General features: G+C 73.1%; 10 protein-coding genes. 2 read left to right on the top strand and 8 right to left on the bottom strand.

Going from position 1 to position 17,466, the window contains the following annotated elements; translation table 11 throughout:
* Positions 1 to 35 precede the first annotated feature (35 nt).
* Complete coding sequence (locus AB0I79_RS18280) at positions 36 to 7,010, top strand: hypothetical protein (protein WP_357873985.1); 6,975 nt, start codon at positions 36 to 38, stop codon at positions 7,008 to 7,010.
* Between the two features lie 11 nt (positions 7,011 to 7,021).
* Here the strand turns inward: AB0I79_RS18280 and AB0I79_RS18275 are convergent, their stop codons facing one another.
* The 6 genes from AB0I79_RS18275 to AB0I79_RS18250 are packed head-to-tail and all read right to left on the bottom strand — an operon-like array spanning position 7,022 to position 14,123.
* Positions 7,022 to 7,882, bottom strand: coding sequence for an alpha/beta hydrolase (locus AB0I79_RS18275; RefSeq protein ID WP_357873982.1), 861 nt, complete (start codon positions 7,880 to 7,882; stop codon positions 7,022 to 7,024).
* Between the two features lie 39 nt (positions 7,883 to 7,921).
* Entirely contained in the window at positions 7,922 to 9,520 is a 1,599-nt protein-coding gene (locus tag AB0I79_RS18270) for an acyl-CoA synthetase (RefSeq protein ID WP_357873979.1), read from the bottom strand.
* Positions 9,520 to 10,668: a thiolase domain-containing protein gene (locus AB0I79_RS18265; RefSeq protein WP_357874279.1), complete on the bottom strand. Its 1,149-nt coding sequence runs from the start codon at positions 10,666 to 10,668 to the stop codon at positions 9,520 to 9,522. The genes AB0I79_RS18270 and AB0I79_RS18265 overlap by 1 nt, the downstream gene beginning before the upstream one ends.
* A gap of 2 nt (positions 10,669 to 10,670) precedes the next feature.
* A complete protein-coding gene (locus AB0I79_RS18260) occupies positions 10,671 to 11,693 on the bottom strand; it encodes a thiolase domain-containing protein (RefSeq protein WP_357873976.1) in 1,023 nt (340 codons plus the stop codon).
* Entirely contained in the window at positions 11,690 to 12,589 is a 900-nt protein-coding gene (locus tag AB0I79_RS18255) for an OB-fold domain-containing protein (protein ID WP_357873973.1), read from the bottom strand. Before AB0I79_RS18255 ends, AB0I79_RS18260 begins: the two co-directional genes overlap by 4 nt.
* Positions 12,579 to 14,123 (bottom strand): acyl-CoA synthetase, encoded by a 1,545-nt coding sequence (locus AB0I79_RS18250; RefSeq protein ID WP_357873970.1) that lies wholly within the window; start codon positions 14,121 to 14,123, stop codon positions 12,579 to 12,581. The genes AB0I79_RS18255 and AB0I79_RS18250 overlap by 11 nt, the downstream gene beginning before the upstream one ends.
* A gap of 113 nt (positions 14,124 to 14,236) precedes the next feature.
* Between AB0I79_RS18250 and AB0I79_RS18245 the strand changes: the two genes are divergently transcribed.
* Complete coding sequence (locus AB0I79_RS18245; RefSeq protein ID WP_357873967.1) at positions 14,237 to 15,046, top strand: crotonase/enoyl-CoA hydratase family protein; 810 nt, start codon at positions 14,237 to 14,239, stop codon at positions 15,044 to 15,046.
* A gap of 99 nt (positions 15,047 to 15,145) precedes the next feature.
* Here AB0I79_RS18245 and AB0I79_RS18240 read toward each other — a convergent pair whose 3' ends face one another.
* Together AB0I79_RS18240 and AB0I79_RS18235 are read right to left on the bottom strand one after the other, a co-directional pair.
* Positions 15,146 to 16,252 carry a nitronate monooxygenase family protein gene (locus tag AB0I79_RS18240; RefSeq protein WP_357873964.1) on the bottom strand — a complete coding sequence of 369 codons (1,107 nt, stop codon included), beginning with the start codon at positions 16,250 to 16,252 and terminating at the stop codon, positions 15,146 to 15,148.
* Positions 16,253 to 16,414: 162 nt separating this feature from the next.
* Positions 16,415 to 17,335, bottom strand: a complete 921-nt coding sequence (locus AB0I79_RS18235; protein ID WP_357873961.1) for a DUF3068 domain-containing protein — start codon at positions 17,333 to 17,335, stop codon at positions 16,415 to 16,417.
* Positions 17,336 to 17,466 lie beyond the last annotated feature (131 nt).

Below are 17,466 nucleotides of genomic sequence, written 5' to 3'. Positions count from 1 at the left end.
TTATCTTCCGTACGTAGCTGACAGGTAGCGGACCCATGGACACGCCACCACACCGCCTCGGGCTCGAACGGGTCGTCGAGGTCTTTTCCGGTCATGACGACCTCGTCGGCGTGACCGGCTCCGGGTACGCGATCGGTGCCGACCTGGTGCTGACCTCCGGGCAGGTGGTGGACCCCGGCGCGCCCTGTCACGTACGGCCCCCGTGGTCCGGCCGGTGGCTCGCGGCGGAGCCGGTGTGGCGCGGGCGTGGCGGCGCGGACGCGGTGCTGCTGCGGGTGTCGGAGGCGGCCTGGGCCGGATTGCCCGGGATCGAGCACAACCGCTGGGCCAGGGTGGCGAGCGGCGGCTCCTATCGCGTGCGATGCGTGGCCCGGGGCTTTCCGCAGGTCGGGGAGCGGGACGGGCTGCGTGGCGGGGAGCTGGGCACCCTGCGGGCCGGGGAACTGGGCAGCCTGCGGGCCGGGGAGCGGGGCGGGCTGCGGGAGGTGGAGACGCTGTCCGGCCTGGTCAGCCCGCCGACCGGCGCGGTGTCGAAGGCGCTGGCGGTGAGCGTGCTCTCGCCCGAGCTCGACGCGACGCCGCCCGCGCTCTGGCACGGCATGTCAGGAGCCGCGCTGCTCGCCGAGCCCGCCGGCCAGCTCATCGGCGTGGCGACCCCTGGCCCCGGCGGGTACGCGCGGCGCCGTCTGGAGGCCGTGCCCGTGACGGCGCTGCTGAGCGACGCGCGCTTCCGCGAGCTGGCAGGCGTGCCACCGGGGCCGCTGGAGACCGTGTCCGAGCGCGACCGCTCGGTGGCCCTGCCCGCGCTGCTCGGGCCGGCGCGCGAGCGGCTGCCGGAGGACTGCCCGGACTGGACGCTGCTGATGGCGCGGCACGCGGTGGTTCCGTTCCTGGGGCGGAGCGAGGAGCTGGACACGCTGCGGGCCTGGGCCGCCGAGCCCGTCCCGTTGTCGATCGCGGTGCTGAGCGGGCGCGGTGGGACGGGGAAGACGCGGCTGGCGGGCGAGCTGTGCGTGGAGCTGGCGGAAGCGGGGTGGGATGCCGGGTTCCTGCCCCTGGACGCGGTGACCGCCCTGCTGTCGGGCGAACGTGCCTCGTTCGATGCGTTGAGGCCCACTCTGGTCGTGGTCGACCGGCCCGAGCGGTCCTCGCCGGTGGTCGGCGAGCTGGTGCGGCGGCTGGCCAAGCACGGCCACAACGCCCGCGTACGGCTCCTGCTGCTGGCCCGCGAGCCCGGCGAGGCCGAGTGGTGGCGGCGGCTGGACACGGCGGCGGGCGGCTGGCTCAGGCGGCTCAACACCACGACCGTGCAGCTCAACGCCCATCCACTCACGCTCGCCGAGCGGACCGAGCACGCGCTCGCGGCCATGAAGGCGTTCGCGCCGAGCCGGGCCGCACTCCCCTCCCCGCCGCGTCTCGACGACCCGGAGTACGGCCTCCCGCTCCACGTCCACCTGGCCGCGCTGCTGCGGCTGCGCGACGGGGAGGAGGAGTCCGGCGGGGAGCCGGACGGGGTGGCGGGCGAGGCAACAGGCCAGCTCCCGGACGGGCTGATGGGCGGGGCAGCGGACCAGCTCCTGGACGGGGTGACAGGCAGGGCAACAGGCCGGCTCCCGGAGGGCGTGTCAGGCGGGGCAACAGGCCGGCTCCCGGACAGGGTGACAGGCGGGGCAACGGACCGGCTTCCAGACGGGGCTGCGAGGCAGGTTGCGAGCGAGACTGCGGGCCGGTTTCCTGGCGAGGCCGCAGGTGGTCGGGTCGGTGGCGGGCTGATCGGGCGGTTCCTGGCGCGTGAGCGGGGTCAGTGGGCGCGCGTCTGGCCGGACGGCGAGGAACGTCTCAGTGAGGCGACGGCCCGGCAGGCGGTGGCGGTCCTCACGCTCACCGCGCCGGCCCCGGCCGAACTGCCCGTCCTCCTGACGTCGGTCCCGGGACTCCGCGCCCGCCCCCCGGGCCCGCCGAGCGACGCCGGGAAACCGGCGGCCTGGCTCCGCGCCCCGAACGACGTGCCACCTCCCCATGAGGGAGGTCCGAGCGACGTGCCGCCCCATGAGGGCAGCCCGAACGACACGCCGCCTCCCCACCCCAGCGCTCCCTCCCCCACGCCGCCTCCCCACGCCGGCGCTCCGGACCGCACGCCTCCCCACCCCGGCACTTCGGACCGCACACCGCCTCTCCACCCTGGCGTCCTCGCCGCGGCCCGCTGGTTGGGCCGCCTCTTTCCGAGCTCTCCCGGCTCTCACGGTGGGCGGGCGGCCCCGCTCGGGCCCGACCTGGTGGCCGAGGAGCTGCTGGCCGAGACCGAAGACCTGGGCGCGCTCGTGCTGGCCCTGCACGACCACGAGGGCCGCACGGTCCACCACCTCGTACGCATGCTGGACGCCCTGCGGCTGTCGGCCGGCAGGGAACCTGTCAGGCAGGCGCTGTGGTCGCTGGTCGCCAGCCGGCTGGGCAAGCTGGTCTCCGAGGCCGTGGCGAACCCCGCCAGCGGGCTCGGCGACGCGCTCAACGCCGCACTCATGCTGTTCTCCGGCGACCGGCAGCTCGCCGAGACAGCGGCCGGGCTGCCCGACTGGCCGACGAGGCAGGAAGCCAGGCTGCGGGCCGGGCCAGCGGTGCGGGAAACCGGGCAGCCGGCCGGGCCGGAGAGGCGGGAAGCCAGGCTGCGGGCCGGGCCAGCGGTGCGGGAAACCGGGCTGCCGGCCGGGCCGGAGGGACGGGAGGCGGGACTGCTGGTCGGGCCGGAGGGGCGGGAAGCCGGGCTGCTGGTCGGGCCGGAGGACGGGCTGGGATGCCGGGCGCTCAACGTGACGCTGGCCGAGCTGGCCGTACGACATCGGCGCGGCGGCGGTGGGCGGCTCGCGCTGGCCGGGGCGTTGACGTGGCTGTCGGCCGCGCTTGCGGCCGTGGGCAAGACCGGGGAGGCGGTCGTCGCGGCGGCCGAGGCCGTGGAGACCTACGCGGGCGCTCCCCCGTACGAGGAGGCGGCCGGGCGGGCGGAGGCGCTGTTCGGACTGGGGGCGTGCCTGCTGGCCGGCGGTGAGGCGGGCGGGGCGTTCAAGCCCGCGCAGGAGGCGGCGGCCCGGTACCGGATCCTGGCGGAGGAGGATCCCCGCCACGCGGAGCACGCCGCCAGGGCTCACTACAACCTCGCCTGCGCGTTGCTGGAGCTCGGGCGGCTGGACGAGGCGGTGGAGGCGTTCGAGACGGCGGGCGGGAGCGCCGGGTTCGCGTCCCAGGTGCGAGGGGTTCTGTCCGTGCTGCCCGGCACGGTCACCGTTGTCCCGGGCAGGACCTCGCGGCCGGCTGTCCCGAGCGAGACCGCGCAGGCGCTTGTCCCGGGCGGGACCTCGCGGCCGGCTGTCCCGGGCGAGACCTCGCAGGCGCTTGTCCCGGGCGGGACCTCGCGGCCGGCTGTCCCGGGCGAGACCTCGCAGGCGCTTGCCCCGGGCGAGGCCTCTCGGGCGGCTGTCCCGGGCGAGGTCTTGCGGCCGGCGCCGCTGACCTCTTTCGACGGCATCGACGCCGCCGCCGTGCTGCCCGACCTGGCCGCGGGGCTGGCCGCCGCCGTCGTGTCCGCCGTCAGGAACGCCGCCCCCACCAGCAGGGACGTGGCCCACCACCTGCACCTGGCCGCCACCTGGCTGGAGCGGCACGACCGGCCGGCCGAGGCCCGCGCCCCGGCCGCCGAGGCCGTCGCCCGCCTGCGGACCCTGGCCGCCGAGGAGCCGGGGCTGCGTGCCATGCTGGCGTCGGCCGCGGCCGTGCTGTCCAGGCTGCACGCCCGCATGGAGGACCTGGACGCCGCCGCGCGTTCCGCCGCCGAAGCCGTACGGAACCTGCGCGCCCTCGTCACGCTCGAACCGGACGAGCACCGCCCCGCCCTCGCCGACCAGCTTCTCGACCTCGGCGAGCTGCTGCTGATGGACGACCGCCCCGAGGAGGCGCTGGCCCCGCTGCAGGAGGCGATGGCCGTGGTGGCCGAGCGGCGCACGGCCACCACGGCGAGAGGCAGGCGGCTGCTCGGCCTCTGCCTGGACGAGCTGGGCAGGACCGCGGACGGCCTGGCGCACCTGGAGATCGCCGCCGAGCTGTACGACGTGCTGTGCCTCGAAGACGGCTCCTCCTACCTCGCCCACCGCGACGAGGCACGCATTCGGGTGGAGTCCGCCCGGCAGCCCGCCCGCCCCGCCCAGGAGCCGTGGTTGCCGTGGTCGCCGTGGTCGCCGTCGATGGCCCAGCCGGAGGAGGCCGTGGACCGGGAGGAGGCCGTGGGCCGGGCGGAGCGGCGGCTCGCCGAGTGCAGGAAGGCCGTCGAGAGCGCCGGTACGCCGGGGATCGAGCAGGTTCATGCGTACCTGTCCGCGCAGGCCACGCTTGCCCGGGCCTGGGCGGACGCTGGGCGGGCGGGGGACGGGTTCGCGCTGGCGATGCAGGCGGCCGAGCTGCTCCAGCGGCACGCCGCCCCCGACGGGCCGCACGCGATCGCCGTCGGCATGGTCGCCGCGGCCCTCGGGCGCTCCCTCGTCGGGCTCGGACGGCCCAAGGAGGCCATCCCGCACCTGCTCACGGCCATCGAGTCGTACGAGCCGCACGCCGAGGCGAGCGCGGAGTTCCGTACGGAGCTGGCCCGGCTGATGGTTCTGGAGACCGTCGCCCTGTCGCACGCCGCCTGCCCGTCCGACGCGGAGGAGGCCGCGGACCGGGTCGTCGAGCTGTACGAGCGGCTCGTGGCCGAGCACGCCGAGCACCCCGCGGCCCTGGCCGGCGCGCTCCGGCTCCAGGGCGGGATCCGCTTCGCCGGGCAGAACCCGGACGGAGCGCTCCGGTCGGTCACCCGCGCGCTCGGCCTGGTCCCGTCCCCGTCCACGCAGCAGGAACGGCTGCTCGCCGCGACCTGCCTGGAGCTGGCCGGGCTGTGCCTGGCGGAGCTGCACGAGAGCGACGCCGCCCGCGACCGGCTGGCGGCGGGGACCGCGGCGATGGCGCGGCTCGGCAGCGTCCCGCCCGATCTCGCCGGGGTGCATCTGCTGGCGCTGGTGCGGCTGGCCAGGATGCGGGTGGAGGAGGAGGGGCCGGTCGCGGGGACCGCCCTGTACGCCCAGATCCTCGGGCTCCGGCCGCTTCCGGGGCCGCCGGTGCTCGACGCCGTCGTGGACGAGCTGGCCAGGTTCGCGGGCGAGGGCGGCGCCCGGCTCGCCGGGGGCCTGGCAGGGCTGGTGGGACCGCTCACGGCGTTCACGGAGGCGATGGAGCGAGAGGTACCGCTGAGCGGCGCGCCCGAGACGTACGACCGGTTCGGCCGGTGCCTGGCGAGGCTCGGTGCCGCTGCGGCGCGGGCGGGTGACGCCGCGAGCGCTGTCCGGATCGGCGAGCTGGCCGTGCGCGTCTACCGCGGTCTCGCCCCCGTCTCGCCCGCCTACCGCGAGCCACTCGCCTCGGCCCTGGCCACGCTCGCCGCCCTGCCCGCCACCCTGCCCGCCACCCTGCCTGCCATCCTGCCCGCCGCCGTGCCCGCCGCCGTGCCCGCCGCCCAGGACGGCGCTCAGGGCGGCTCCCTGTACTCCGCTCCGCCCGGCGCCCTGCCCGGCATCCAGGACAGTGCCGGCCCGGCAGCGCTCCCTGTGGGCCCGGCAGGGCTCGCCGTGCTGGAACAGGCCATCGACCTGCTCACCCAGCACCAGGACCGCGCGACCGGCCTGGACGGTGAGCGCCTGGGCCGGTTGCTCGCCGGAACCCTGAACCGCTACGCGGCCGAGCTGCTCGACCGGGGCCGCGCCGTCGAGGCGCTGGCCCACTGCGAGCGAGCCGCCGACCTCTGTGACGAGCTGGAGGACCCGGCCGTCGCCGCCGTCACCTACGCGCAGCTCGGCTCCACCCTGGCCGCCCTGGATCGCCCGCAGGCGGCCCTGGAGGCCATCGCCTGGTCACTGGCCGAGCTGGACCGCGCCGAGCTGGAGCGAGGGGAGCGCGGCGCGGAAGCCTGGCACGAGATGCCGGCCGGGATCGATCCGCGGCGGGTGCGGGCGCAGGCGATCCAGGTCAAGGGGCGGGTGCTGCGGACGTTCGGCCGGGCGCAGGAGGCGACAGCGCACCTGGTGGAGGCCCTGCGCCTGTTCACCGAGCTGGGCGAGCCGCTGCCCGCGGCCGAGACCGCCGCGCTGATCGCCGACGACCTCCTGGCCGACGGACGCCCGCAGGAGGCCGCCGAGTACGCGCAGATCGCCACGACCGGCCACGAGCCGGGCACCGTGAAGCACGCCCTGGCCACCCAGCGCCTGGCCAGGTGCCACATGATGCTGGGCGAGCTGGCCGCCGCGAACACGCTCGTCGAGAGCCTGATCCCGCTGGCCAGACGCTCCCCGGACGACCTGACGCACCGGGCGATCCTGGCCGACTCCCTGGCGCAGAGCTCGGAGCTGATGCCGCTGCTGCGGCTGGACGGCGGCGCGGAGGCCGAGGCGCGGGCGCGCGAGGCCATCGCGATCTACGACGAGCTGCTGACCACGGGCATGAACGCGCAGGCCCTGCACACCAGCCGCGCGGGCGCCTGCCTCACGCTGGCCTCGGCGCTGCGGATGCGGGACCTGGCGGCCGAGGCGATCCAGCCCCTGCGGGAGGCGGTGGCGGCGCTGGAGCGGTTCTCGCCGGGCACCCCGATGCAGGGCGGGCTGCTGTCGCGGGCGATGCTCATGCTGGGCGACGCGCTGATGGAGGCGGGCCGGGCGCTGGAGGCCGGGCTCGTCTTCCACCGCAGCACCCAGGTGACGCGGGACGAGCTGACCAGGGCGGTGGCGCACGCCCGGCTCGGCTTCTGCCAGCAGGAGCTGGGCAGGGACGACGCCGCCGACGCCGCCCTGCGTGTCTCCGCCGACCTGCTGCGCGAGCTGCCGGTGGCCGAGCCGGACCTGCTGCGTGACGTGCTGCTCGGCCGGCTGAAGCTGCTGGAGAAGACCGGCAGGACGCACGACGCGAAGGCGGTGGAGGCCGAGCTGCGCCGCCTGAGCTGACGGAAGCCCGGTCACCGACGGAGGAACGCCAGCAGCGCGGCCGCCACCTCGTCCGGGGCCTCCTCGGCCATGTGGTGCCCGCTGTCGATCGCGTGGCCCGTCACGTCGTCGGCCCACCCGCGCCAGATCGCCAGCGGGTCACCGTAGAGATCCTCCATGTCGTCCTCGGCCGCCCAGAGGAACAGGGTGGGGCAGGTGAGGCGGTGGCCCGCGGCGCGGTCGGCGTCGTCGGCGGCCCGGTCCACGGTCAGGCCGGCGCGGTAGTCCTCGCACATGGCGTGGACGGTGGCCGGGTCGTGGATGGCCCGCCGGTAGTCCTCGTGGTTCTCCCGGCCCATCCGCTCGGCCGTCCCCCGGTACCACGCGTCGGGGTCGGCGTTGATGACCCGCTCGGCGGGCTTGGCGATCTGGCCGAGGAAGAACCAGTGCCACCACGCCGCGGCGAACCTCGCGTCGGCGCGGGCCAGCGCCTCGCCGATGGGGATGCCGTCCATCACCACCAGGTGCGTGACCGCGCCGGGGTGGTCGGCGGCGAGGCGGTGGGCGACGTACGAGCCGCGGTCGTGGCCCGCCACGGCGAAGCGGTCGTGTCCGAGGGCCCGCATGAGGGCCACCATGTCGCGGGCCATGGCGCGCTTGGAGTAGGGCGCGTGGTCAGGTGTGGTGCGCGGCTTGCCGGAGCGTCCGTAGCCGCGCAGGTCCGGGCAGACCACCGTGTGGTGCGAGGCGAGGAGCGGGGCCACGCGATGCCAGGTCGCGTGCGTGCGGGGGTGGCCGTGCAGGAGCAGCAGTGGGCTGCCGGAGCCGCCGTGCCGGACGAACAGCTCCGTCTCGCCCACGCCGATCATGCCGCTCTGGAAGTCGTCGAACATCCGCTCGCCCCTACCCGGAGCGGATGTCGATCAACCAGGTCAGCCGTCCGCCTCCGTCTCCGCCTGCTCCGCCGTCTCCCTGGCCCACCGGTAGTCGGCCTTCCCCGCCGGTGAGCGCACCATCTGGGCGACGAACGCGTACGTCCGCGGCACCTTGTACCCCGACAGCAGCTTCCTGCAGTGCGCGTCCAGCTCGGCGGAGGTGAGCTCGACCCCGGGCCGGGGCTCGATCACGGCCGCCACCCTGCTCCCCCAGCGCTCGTCCGGCACCCCGGTCACCACCGCGTCGAACACGGACGGATGCCCCTTGAGCACCGCCTCGACCTCCTCGGGGAACACCTTCTCCCCGCCGGTGTTGATGCACTGCGAGCCGCGCCCGAAGACGTTCACGGTGCCGTCGGCGTCCACCGTGGCGAGGTCGCCGGTGAGCAGCCACCGGGTGCCGGTCTCGTCCGTGAGGAACGTGCGGGCGGTCTTGGCGGGGTCGTTGTAGTAGCCGAACGCCACCCGCCCCGACCTGGCGACCGTGCCGAGCTGACCGGAGCCGGGCTCGACCGGCCGGCCCTTCTCGTCCAGCACGGCCAGCTTGACGACGGAGTTCGGCTGGTAGCGCAGGCCCTTCTCGGGTGAGGAGCCGGCCACGCCCGAGGCGGTGTAGCCGGACTCGGTGGAGCCGAAGCTGTCGATGATCATGACGTTCGGCAGCAGCTCCTGGAGGAGGTCGCGGACGGCGCCGCTCAGGATCGCCCCGGTGGAGCTGATCGCGAACAGCGAGGAGACGTCGTGCTCGCCGCCCTCCAGGGCTTCGGCCAGCGGCCTGGCCATGGCGTCGCCGGTGATGCTGATGGTGTTCACGCGTTCCCGGCCGACCGCCTGCCACACCGCGCCGGCGTCGAACTTGCGCACGAACACGACGGTCGAGCCCATCCACCAGGTCAGGAACATGGCCATCTGCGCGGCCCCGTGCATGAGCGGCGAGGCGGCCAGCATCACCATGGGGTTGGCCTTGACGGCCTCGTCGATGACCTCCTGCGGGGTGGCGCGCGGCTCGCCGTAGGGGTTGCCGCCGCCGAAGCCCATGAACAGGTCCTCGACGTGCCACATCGCGCCCTTGGGCATGCCGGTGGTGCCGCCGGTGTAGATGATGTACACGTCCTGGCCGGAGCGCGGCGCGAAGCCCCGTTCCGGCTTGCCGCGTTCGAGCGCCGTCCCGTACGGCACCGCCGGCCCGATCGCCGGCCGCCCGCCCGCGGCGATGAGGTGCTCCAGCAGCGGCGCCCGGTCCAGCACGGCGCTCACCCTGGGCTCGAACTCGACGTCGTAGATCAGCGCCCGGATGTCGGAGTCCCGGTAGAGGTAGAGCAGCTCGGCCTCGACGTAGCGGTAGTTCACGTTGATCGGGACGGCCCGGATCTTGAGCGCGGCGAGCATGCCGGCGACGTACTCGATGCTGTTGTAGAGGTGCAGGCCGACGTGCTGGCCGGGCTGGATCCCGAGGTCGAGCAGGTAGTGGGCGAGCCGGTTCGCCTCGGCCTCCAGCTCGGCGTAGGTGCGGCGTTCCTGGCCGCAGACGACGGCCGTCCTTTCCCCGATCGTGTCCGCGAGCCCTTCGAACAGGTCAGCGTGGTTGAACTCCATCAGGGTTTCTCCCGTCCGACGATCCACATCGCGAAGAACTGGGCTCCCCCGCCGTACGCGTGGCCGAGCGCCGTCCGGGCGCCGTCCACCTGGTGCTCGCCCGCCATGCCGCGCACCTGCAGCGCGGCCTCGGCGAACCTGATCAGCCCCGACGCCCCGATCGGGTTGCTCGACAGCACCCCGCCTGAGGCGTTCCACGGGGTGTCGCCGTCGAGCGCGGTGGCGCCCGACTCGGTGAGCTTCCATCCCTCACCTTCCGCCGCGAACCCCAGGTTCTCCAGCCACATCGGCTCGTACCAGGAGAACGGCACGTACACCTCGGCCACGTCGATCTGCCGCCGCGGGTCGGCGATGCCGGCCTGCCGGTAGACGTCGGCGGCGCAGTCCTTGCCCGCCTGCGGGCTGACCGTGTCGCGCCCGGCCCGGAAGATCGGCTCGGAGCGCATGGCGGTGCCGTGCACCCAGGCGGGGGTGCCGGTGGCCGCCGATTCCGACGACAGCACGATCGCGCAGGCGCCGTCGCTGGACGGGCAGGTCTCCAGGTAGCGGATGGGCTCCCAGAGCATGGGCGTGGACTCGACCATCTTCTGGTCGATGCCGGGGATCTTGAGGTGCGCGTACGGGTTCTTCAGCGCGTTCAGCCGGTCCTTGACCGCCACCAGGGTGCCGATGTGGCCGGGGGCGCCGGACCTGCGCATGTACTCGCGGATGTGCGGCGCGAAGTAGCCGCCCGCGCCCACCACCAGCGACGCGCTGAACGGCAGGTGGGTGGACAGCGCCCAGGTGGCGTTGGACTCCGACTGCTTCTCGAACGCGACGACCAGCACCCGCTCGTGCACGCCGCCCTGGATGAGACTCGCTCCCACCAGCGCCGTGGACCCGCCGACGCTGCCCGCGGTGTGCACGCGCATCATCGGCTTGCCCGCCGCGCCGAGCGCGTCCGCCAGGTACGCCTCCGGCATCATCACGCCCTCGAACAGGTCGGGCGCCTTGCCGATCACCACGGCGTCGATGTCCTTGAACGTCAGCCCGGCGTCCTGCAGCGCGCGCAGCGCCGCCTCCCGTACCAGGCCGGCGATCGAGACGTCCCTGCGCTTGGTCGTGTAGTGCGTCTGCCCGACGCCGATGACCGCACACCGGTTACCCATGGTCATGCCTCCAGGACGGTCACGAGGTTCTGCTGCAGGCAGGGGCCGCTCGCGGCGTGCGCGACCGCGCGGCTCGCCGTCCCGTCGTGGATGCGGCGCGCGGCCTCGCCGATGCGGATGAGGCCGGTGGCCATGACGGGGTTGGCGGCCAGCGGGCCGCCCGACGGGTTGATCACGGTGTCGCCGCCCAGCTCCAGGGCCTGGCGCAGGATGATCTCCTCGTGCGGGAACTGGGCGTGCAGCTCGGCCACCTCGACGGGCCCCTTGCCGACCCCGGCGGCGCGCGCGGCGTCGGCCGCGGAGGCCGATCGGGCCAGGTCGCGCATGCCGAGGTAGTGCGGCTCGGTGCGGTGCGCGATGCCCCTGATGTAGGCGGGGTTCGGGTGGAGCCGTCCGGCCAGGTCTCCGGTCGCGAGCACGATCGCCGCCGCGCCGTCCGTGATGGGCGGCACGTCCGCCTTCCTGAGCGGTTGTACGGCGAAGTCCTCGGAATCGTCCGGTTCGGGCAGGTCGAACGCGTACGGGTTGCTCCGCCCGTCGGCCCGGCTGCGCCGGACGATCTCGTCCAGCTCCTGCCGCTCCGCGCCCACCGCGGCGGCCTGGAGCGCGGCGTAGGAGAGCTGGTCGAGGCCGAGCGGGGCCAGGTAGTACGGGTCGAGCTGGAGCGTCATGATCGTCCGCAGGTCGCCCAGCGACGACTTGCCGAAGCCGTAGACCAGGGCGGAGTCGATGTCGCCGTGCTGGAGCCGCACCCACGCCTCGTACAGGGCCCAGGCGCCGTCCATCTCGACGTGGCTCTCGGAGATCGGCGGCCAGGCGGCCAGCGCGTCGAGCGCCGACACGAACGAGAACGGCGCCCCCGCCAGGTAGTCGCAGCTCCCCGAGCAGGTGAAGCCGAAGCGCTTGAGCCCGGTCAGCTCCTTGACCTCGCTGATCACGGGGTGGATCAGCTCGTGCTCGCTCAGGCCGGTGTCGTGATCGGTGTGCCGCGTCTGCGCGAACGCGACGATCGCCACGTCTCTCATGCCAGCTCCACATCAGGCTCGCCGGTGGGGGCGAACCAGCGGATGTTCGCCATGGACGCCGTGCGCTCGCTCTCGGGGACCCAGACCGCCCTGACCCGCATGCCCTGGCGCACCTCGTGTGCGGGCACGTCCCCGATGAGCGCGATCATGGGGATGTCCGCGCCGTCGAGCAGGATGTACGCCGACACGAACGGCACCTCGGGAGCCCGGGGGTCGGGCAGGTTGTTGATGGCGAAGGTGGTGATCGTGCCGGTGTCGGGGAGTTCGAGCGTTTCCGGGAGGGTGTTTCCGCATTCGGGGCAGGCCAGCCGGAGCGGCACGTACACCTTCTCGCACTGCTCGCAGCGGCTGCCGAGCAGGACGCCGCGCTCGACGCCCTCCAGGAAGACGCGGAGCGCGCCGCCGGCCTGGAGGCGGTACTCGGCGCGTACGCTGGACACGATCTTCGTGACCTCGGGGGCGAAGTGGGAGATGTCGGTGATGTGGCCGGTGGGCCGGTCGCGCCAGACCGGCCAGACCCGGGTGCCCGCCGCCAGGGCCTTGGGGTTGTCGGCGGCCACGGCGTGCAGGAGCGCGCTGTCCGCGCCGTCGAGGTGGATCAGGGCCCAGGCGAAGGGGCGGTCCAGCGGGTGGGCGTCGAGCGGCTCGTCCACCCAGGCCCAGGTGGTGATGGTGCCGGCCGGGCCGACCTCGACGTACTCGCCGGTCACCGGCTCGCCGGTCGCGGGGTCGTACTCGAGAGGGGGGACGAGCACCCGGCCCTCCGCCGTGCGCACCCCGACGATGCGGCGGGCGCGCAGCTCGCTGAGGAACCGGCCGATGACCGGCCCCGTCGTACGCGTGTAGCCGCCGGGGAACTCCAGGACGTGCTGGGCGACCAGCGGGTCAGATGGCACGGTCGTGTCCCTCCCAGTACGGGGCGCGGAGCTTGCGCTTGAGCAGCTTGCCGTTCGGCTCGCGGGGCATCTCGGCGATGAAGTCGATGCTCTTGGGCCACTTCATCCTGGCCAGCCGGCCCTCCAGCGAGGCCAGCAGCTCGGCGGCCAGCTCCGGCCCCGGCTCCACGCCCGGCGCGGGCTCGACCACGGCCTTGACCTGCTCGCCCCACTCCTCGTCCGGGATGCCGAACACGGCCACGTCGGCCACCTTCGGGTGGACCATGAGCTCGTTCTCGATCTCGGCGGGGTAGATGTTCGTCCCGCCCGAGATGATCATGTCGGCCTTGCGGTCGCAGAGGTAGAGGAAGCCGTCCTCGTCGAGGTAGCCGATGTCGCCGACGGTGAAGTGGTCCTTGAGGCGGTTCTCGGCGGTCTTGGCGGGGTCGCCCTTGTACTCGAACTGGACGCCCATCATCTTCATGTAGATGGTGCCGGGGGTGCCGGTCGGCACGGGCTCGCCCTGCTCGTCCGTGATGAGCAGCTCGCTGATCGGCCAGGCCTTGCCCACCGTGCCGGGGTGGGCCTTCCAGTCCTCGGGGGTGGCCAGGGTGCCGCCGCCCTCGGTGGCCGCGTAGTACTCGTACACGCAGTCGCCCCACCATTCGAGCATCGCCCATTTGACCGGGACGGGACAGGGGGCGGCGGCGTGGATCATCCACCGCAGCGAGGACAGGTCGTACTTTTTCCTGACCTGGTCCGGCAGCGCGAGCAGGCGCTTGAAGTGGGTGGGGACCATGTGGGAGTTCGTGACGCGGTGGCGTTCGCAGAGCGCGAGCATCTCCTCGGCGTCCCACCTGTCCATGTAGACGAGGGTGTGCCCCATGTGCAGGGCCGTGCCGCCGAACTGGGTCACGGCCGTGTGGTAGCTGGGCGAGGTGACCAGGTGGGCGTTCGGGCGGCCAGGGGTGATGCCGAACAGTCCGAGCAGGAACGTCATGAGCTCGGCGGAGTCGTCCGGATCAAGGCCGCTGAGCGGCCTTCTGACGCCTTTGGGCTTGCCGGTGGTGCCCGAGGTGTAGTGCATGGTGGCGCCGGCGGTGCGGTCGGCGGGCGTGGTGTCCGGCTGCCCGCCGGTCAGCTCGCTCGCCGGCCTGAACCCGTCCCCCTCTCCCAGCAGGAAGCGGCGCTCGGGCGCGATGGCCTGCGCGCCCCTGGCACCCTCCTGGGCGAAGCGGGGATGCACGAAGAACGCCTTGGCCTCGCTGTCGTCGACGATGTAGGCGATCTCGGGCCCGGTCAGGTGCCAGTTGATCGGCGTGTAGTACCAGCCGGCCTGCAGGGCGGCCAGGTACAGGACGAGCCCGTCGGCGCCGTTCGGGGCCAGGCCGCAGATGCCGTCGCCGGGCCGGAGGCCGAGCTCGCGCAGCCCGTGCACGAGCCTGTTCGAGCGGGCCAGTAGGTCGCCCGCGCGGTGCCGGGTGCCATCGGGGTCCACCGCCGCGATCCACTCGGGATCCGCCTGCGCGAGCCTCCAGAAGCCGAGCGTGCCCATCTGATCTCCTCAGCGCGGGAGTGAGCAAAACAGGAACCTGTTCTCGTTTGTCGGAGCGTATCCTGGGCCAAACTTCGTAGCAAGCGCTTGATCTAATCACTCCGGAGGCGTCCGTGGAGCTCCTGCCGATCAGCACCCCCCACTGCCGGATCGAACGCGACGGCCACGTCCTGACCGTCACCATGAACCGGCCCGAGGCCCGCAACGCGCTGTCCTCGGACATGTTGATCGGCCTGGCCTCGGCGTGGGCGTACGCGTCGCAGGAGCCGGGCATCCGGGTCGCGATCCTGACGGGCGCCGAGGGCACGTTCTGCGCCGGCGCCGACCTCAAGGCCATGGGCCAGCCGTCCTCGGACCCGCAGGTGCAGGCCAGGGCGGCCCAGATCCCCAACTTCCACTGGAAGGGCCTGCTGCGCGAGGACCTGCCGACGAAACCGATCATCTGCGCGGTGGAGGGCTACGCGGTGGCCGGCGGCACCGAACTGCTGGTGGGCACCGACCTGCGGGTGGTGGCGGAGTCGGCCACGCTGGGCCTGTTCGAGGCCAAGCGCGCTCTGTTCCCGATGGGCGGCAGCGCCGTCCGGCTCCCCCGGCAGATCCCGTACTGCCACGCCATGGACCTCCTGCTCACCGGCCGCGCCGTCACGGCGGCGGAGGCCCTGTCGATGGGGCTGGTCAACCGCGTGGTGCCGGACGGCCAGGCGCTGGCCGCGGCGCGCGAGCTGGCGGAGGACGTGGCCGCGTCCGGGCCGCTGGCGGTGCAGGCGATCCTGCGCACGTACCGGGACACGCTGGGGATGCCCGAGGTGGAGGCGCTCAAGGTGTCGGACGAGCTGGGGTGGCCGGTGATCGGCTCGGAGGACGCCAAGGAGGGCACGCGGGCGTTCCGCGAGAAGCGCTCCCCGGACTACCAGGGCCACTGATCAGGGCGACAGGCCTGGCACGCCTGCTCGCCACGGCCGGACGACGGAAGCGCGCCTCACGGGTTCGCGACGAGGCCCGCTTCCGTCACCGGCCGCCCGTCACTCCTCCGTGATGCGCTCCAGCCGCTCCAGCGCCTCCCCGTACTCCTCCACCAGCCCGAACACCACGTCCTTGGCCGGCCGCACCTGGTTCATCACCCCGATGATCTGCCCGGCGGGGAACGTGGCCAGTTCCGAGGCGTCCGAGCGGCCGATGCGCCGCAGCGCGTCCGACACCAGCATGAACTGCATCGGCATCGGCAGCGTCCCCGGCGACTCCTCCGACTCCCACGCCTCGGTCCACTCGTTCCTGAGCAGCCTGGCGGGCTTGCCCGTCCAGCTTCGGGACCGGACGGTGTCGCGGGAGGTCGCTTCCAGGATGCGGCGTTTGGCCATCTCCGGCGTGTCGGCCTCCTCGACCGCGAGCCAGATCGAGCCCGTCCACACCCCCTCTGCCCCCAGCGCCATGCCGGCGGCCATCTGGCGGCCGTTGCCGATGCCGCCCGCGGCCAGCACGGGCACGTCCACGGCGTCCACCACCTGCGGGATGAGCACCATGGTGGAGATCTCACCCGTGTGGCCGCCGGCCTCGGTGCCCTGGGCGACCACCACGTCCACGCCGACCTCCACCTGCTTGAGCGCGTGGCGCGGGGTCGAGGCGAGGGCGGCGACCTTGACGCCGTGGGAGTGCGCGAGCTCCACCACGTCGGCGGGCGGCGGGCCGAGGGCGTTGGCCAGGAGGGCGATGGGGTGGCGCAGGGCGACCTCGACCTGCGGGCGGGCGGTGGCGTCCGTCCAGCCGAGCAGGACGCGGCCGGCCTCGGCATCGGCCGACAGCGGCGGGACCCCGTGCTTGGCCAGCAGGTTCTCGACGAACGCCCGATGGCCTTCCGGGATCATGGACTGGAGGCGGCCGACCAGCTCCTCGGGGGCGAAGTCGGCGCCCTCGTAGGAGGCCGGCATGACGACGTCCACCCCGTACGGCTTGCCGTCCACGTGGTCGTCGATCCACTTGAGCTCCGTCTCGAGCTCCTCGGGCGTGAAGTAGAGCGCTCCCAGCACTCCCATGCCGCCGGCCCGGCTGACGGCGGCGACCACGTCCCTGCAGTGGCTGAACGCGAAGATCGGGAGCTCGATTCCGAACATGTCCGTGACACGTGTCCGCATGGCCCGACAATACGTCCGCCACCGGGCAAACTGCAACGCGTTCTAGACTAGAACCTTTGGTCTGGTACCGGTGAGTAACCTTGGACTATAACTGGTTCTAGTTAAGGGTTGTTGTCAATGAAAAAGGGCCCGTTCTCACGGGCCCTGAAATTGCGTGGCTATTTACTCGACCCGCTCCGGGCGGCGGCCGAGCAGCACCCCGGCCACGACGAGCACGACGCCCACGACGAGCAGGACCAGCGGGATGACGTTGCGCAGCAGGTTGATGGTGTTCTTGCCGCTCTGCGCGTTCTTGACCAGGTCGTTCACGGTCGCGTCGGTCATCTTCGCGGTGGCGACGAAGGCCGCCGAGCGCTCGACGCCGTCCTGCGTCTTGAGCACCTCGTGCCGCTGCACCTCCTGCCGGACGGGGGAGCCCGTCACCGGCTCGATCCAGTACGTCGTCTTGCCGTCGTACCAGCGGTCCACCTGCACGTCCCCGGTCTCGCCCGTGATGCCGAGCACGTTGGCGGGGGCGGTGCGGGTCTCGGTCTTGGTCGGCGGCACGGTCTGCTCGAAGACGTAGACGGGCAGCCCGTTGACGTTGTCCTCGCGGACGAAGACCGCGTCGAACGCCTTCTGCGCCGTGGAGTTGAACACCTTGTACGTCTTCTTCTCCACGTCGAAGGGGAACTTGTAGATCTGCCCCTCCAGCGTCACCGGCGCCTTCTCCACGTTGTTGCTGCAGCAGTTCACCGCGAGCCCCGTGTACTTGTTGAAGGCGCTGCGGCGCTCGGAGATGTCGATCTGCGGGCGGCTGTTGGTCACGTCGTTGACCACCGTGGCCTCGTCCCAGACCACGTGGTCGTCCTTGGCCTCCTTCACGTCCCCGCGCGTGGTGACGATGATGTCGAGGTCGCCGGTCAGCACCTTGAGGTCCTGCATGGAGAAGTACTGCGCGCCCTTGGCCTCCAGCCGCGAGATGCCGAACTGGTCCGCCGGCGCCGAGATGATCTGACCGGCCGCCCAGAATTTCAGCAGCGGCGCCAGCGCGATGAAGAAAGCCCCGAACCCGATGAGGACGAGCGTGGAGATACGACCCATCGAGGCCTCCGCATTTTGTAGAACATGTTGTCGTTTGTCTGCGATCGTCGAGCAACAAAGTATGACAGTGAGTGATGTCCGTCACCGGCGGCCCTGGCACCGCAACCAAATTGATAGAAACAAGTTCTATC

Source organism: Nonomuraea sp. NPDC050202, assembly GCF_040656115.1.
Taxonomy (GTDB): domain Bacteria; phylum Actinomycetota; class Actinomycetes; order Streptosporangiales; family Streptosporangiaceae; genus Nonomuraea.
The sequence above is the reverse complement of the archived record's forward strand: the minus strand, read 5'-3'. Positions and strand labels throughout refer to the sequence as shown.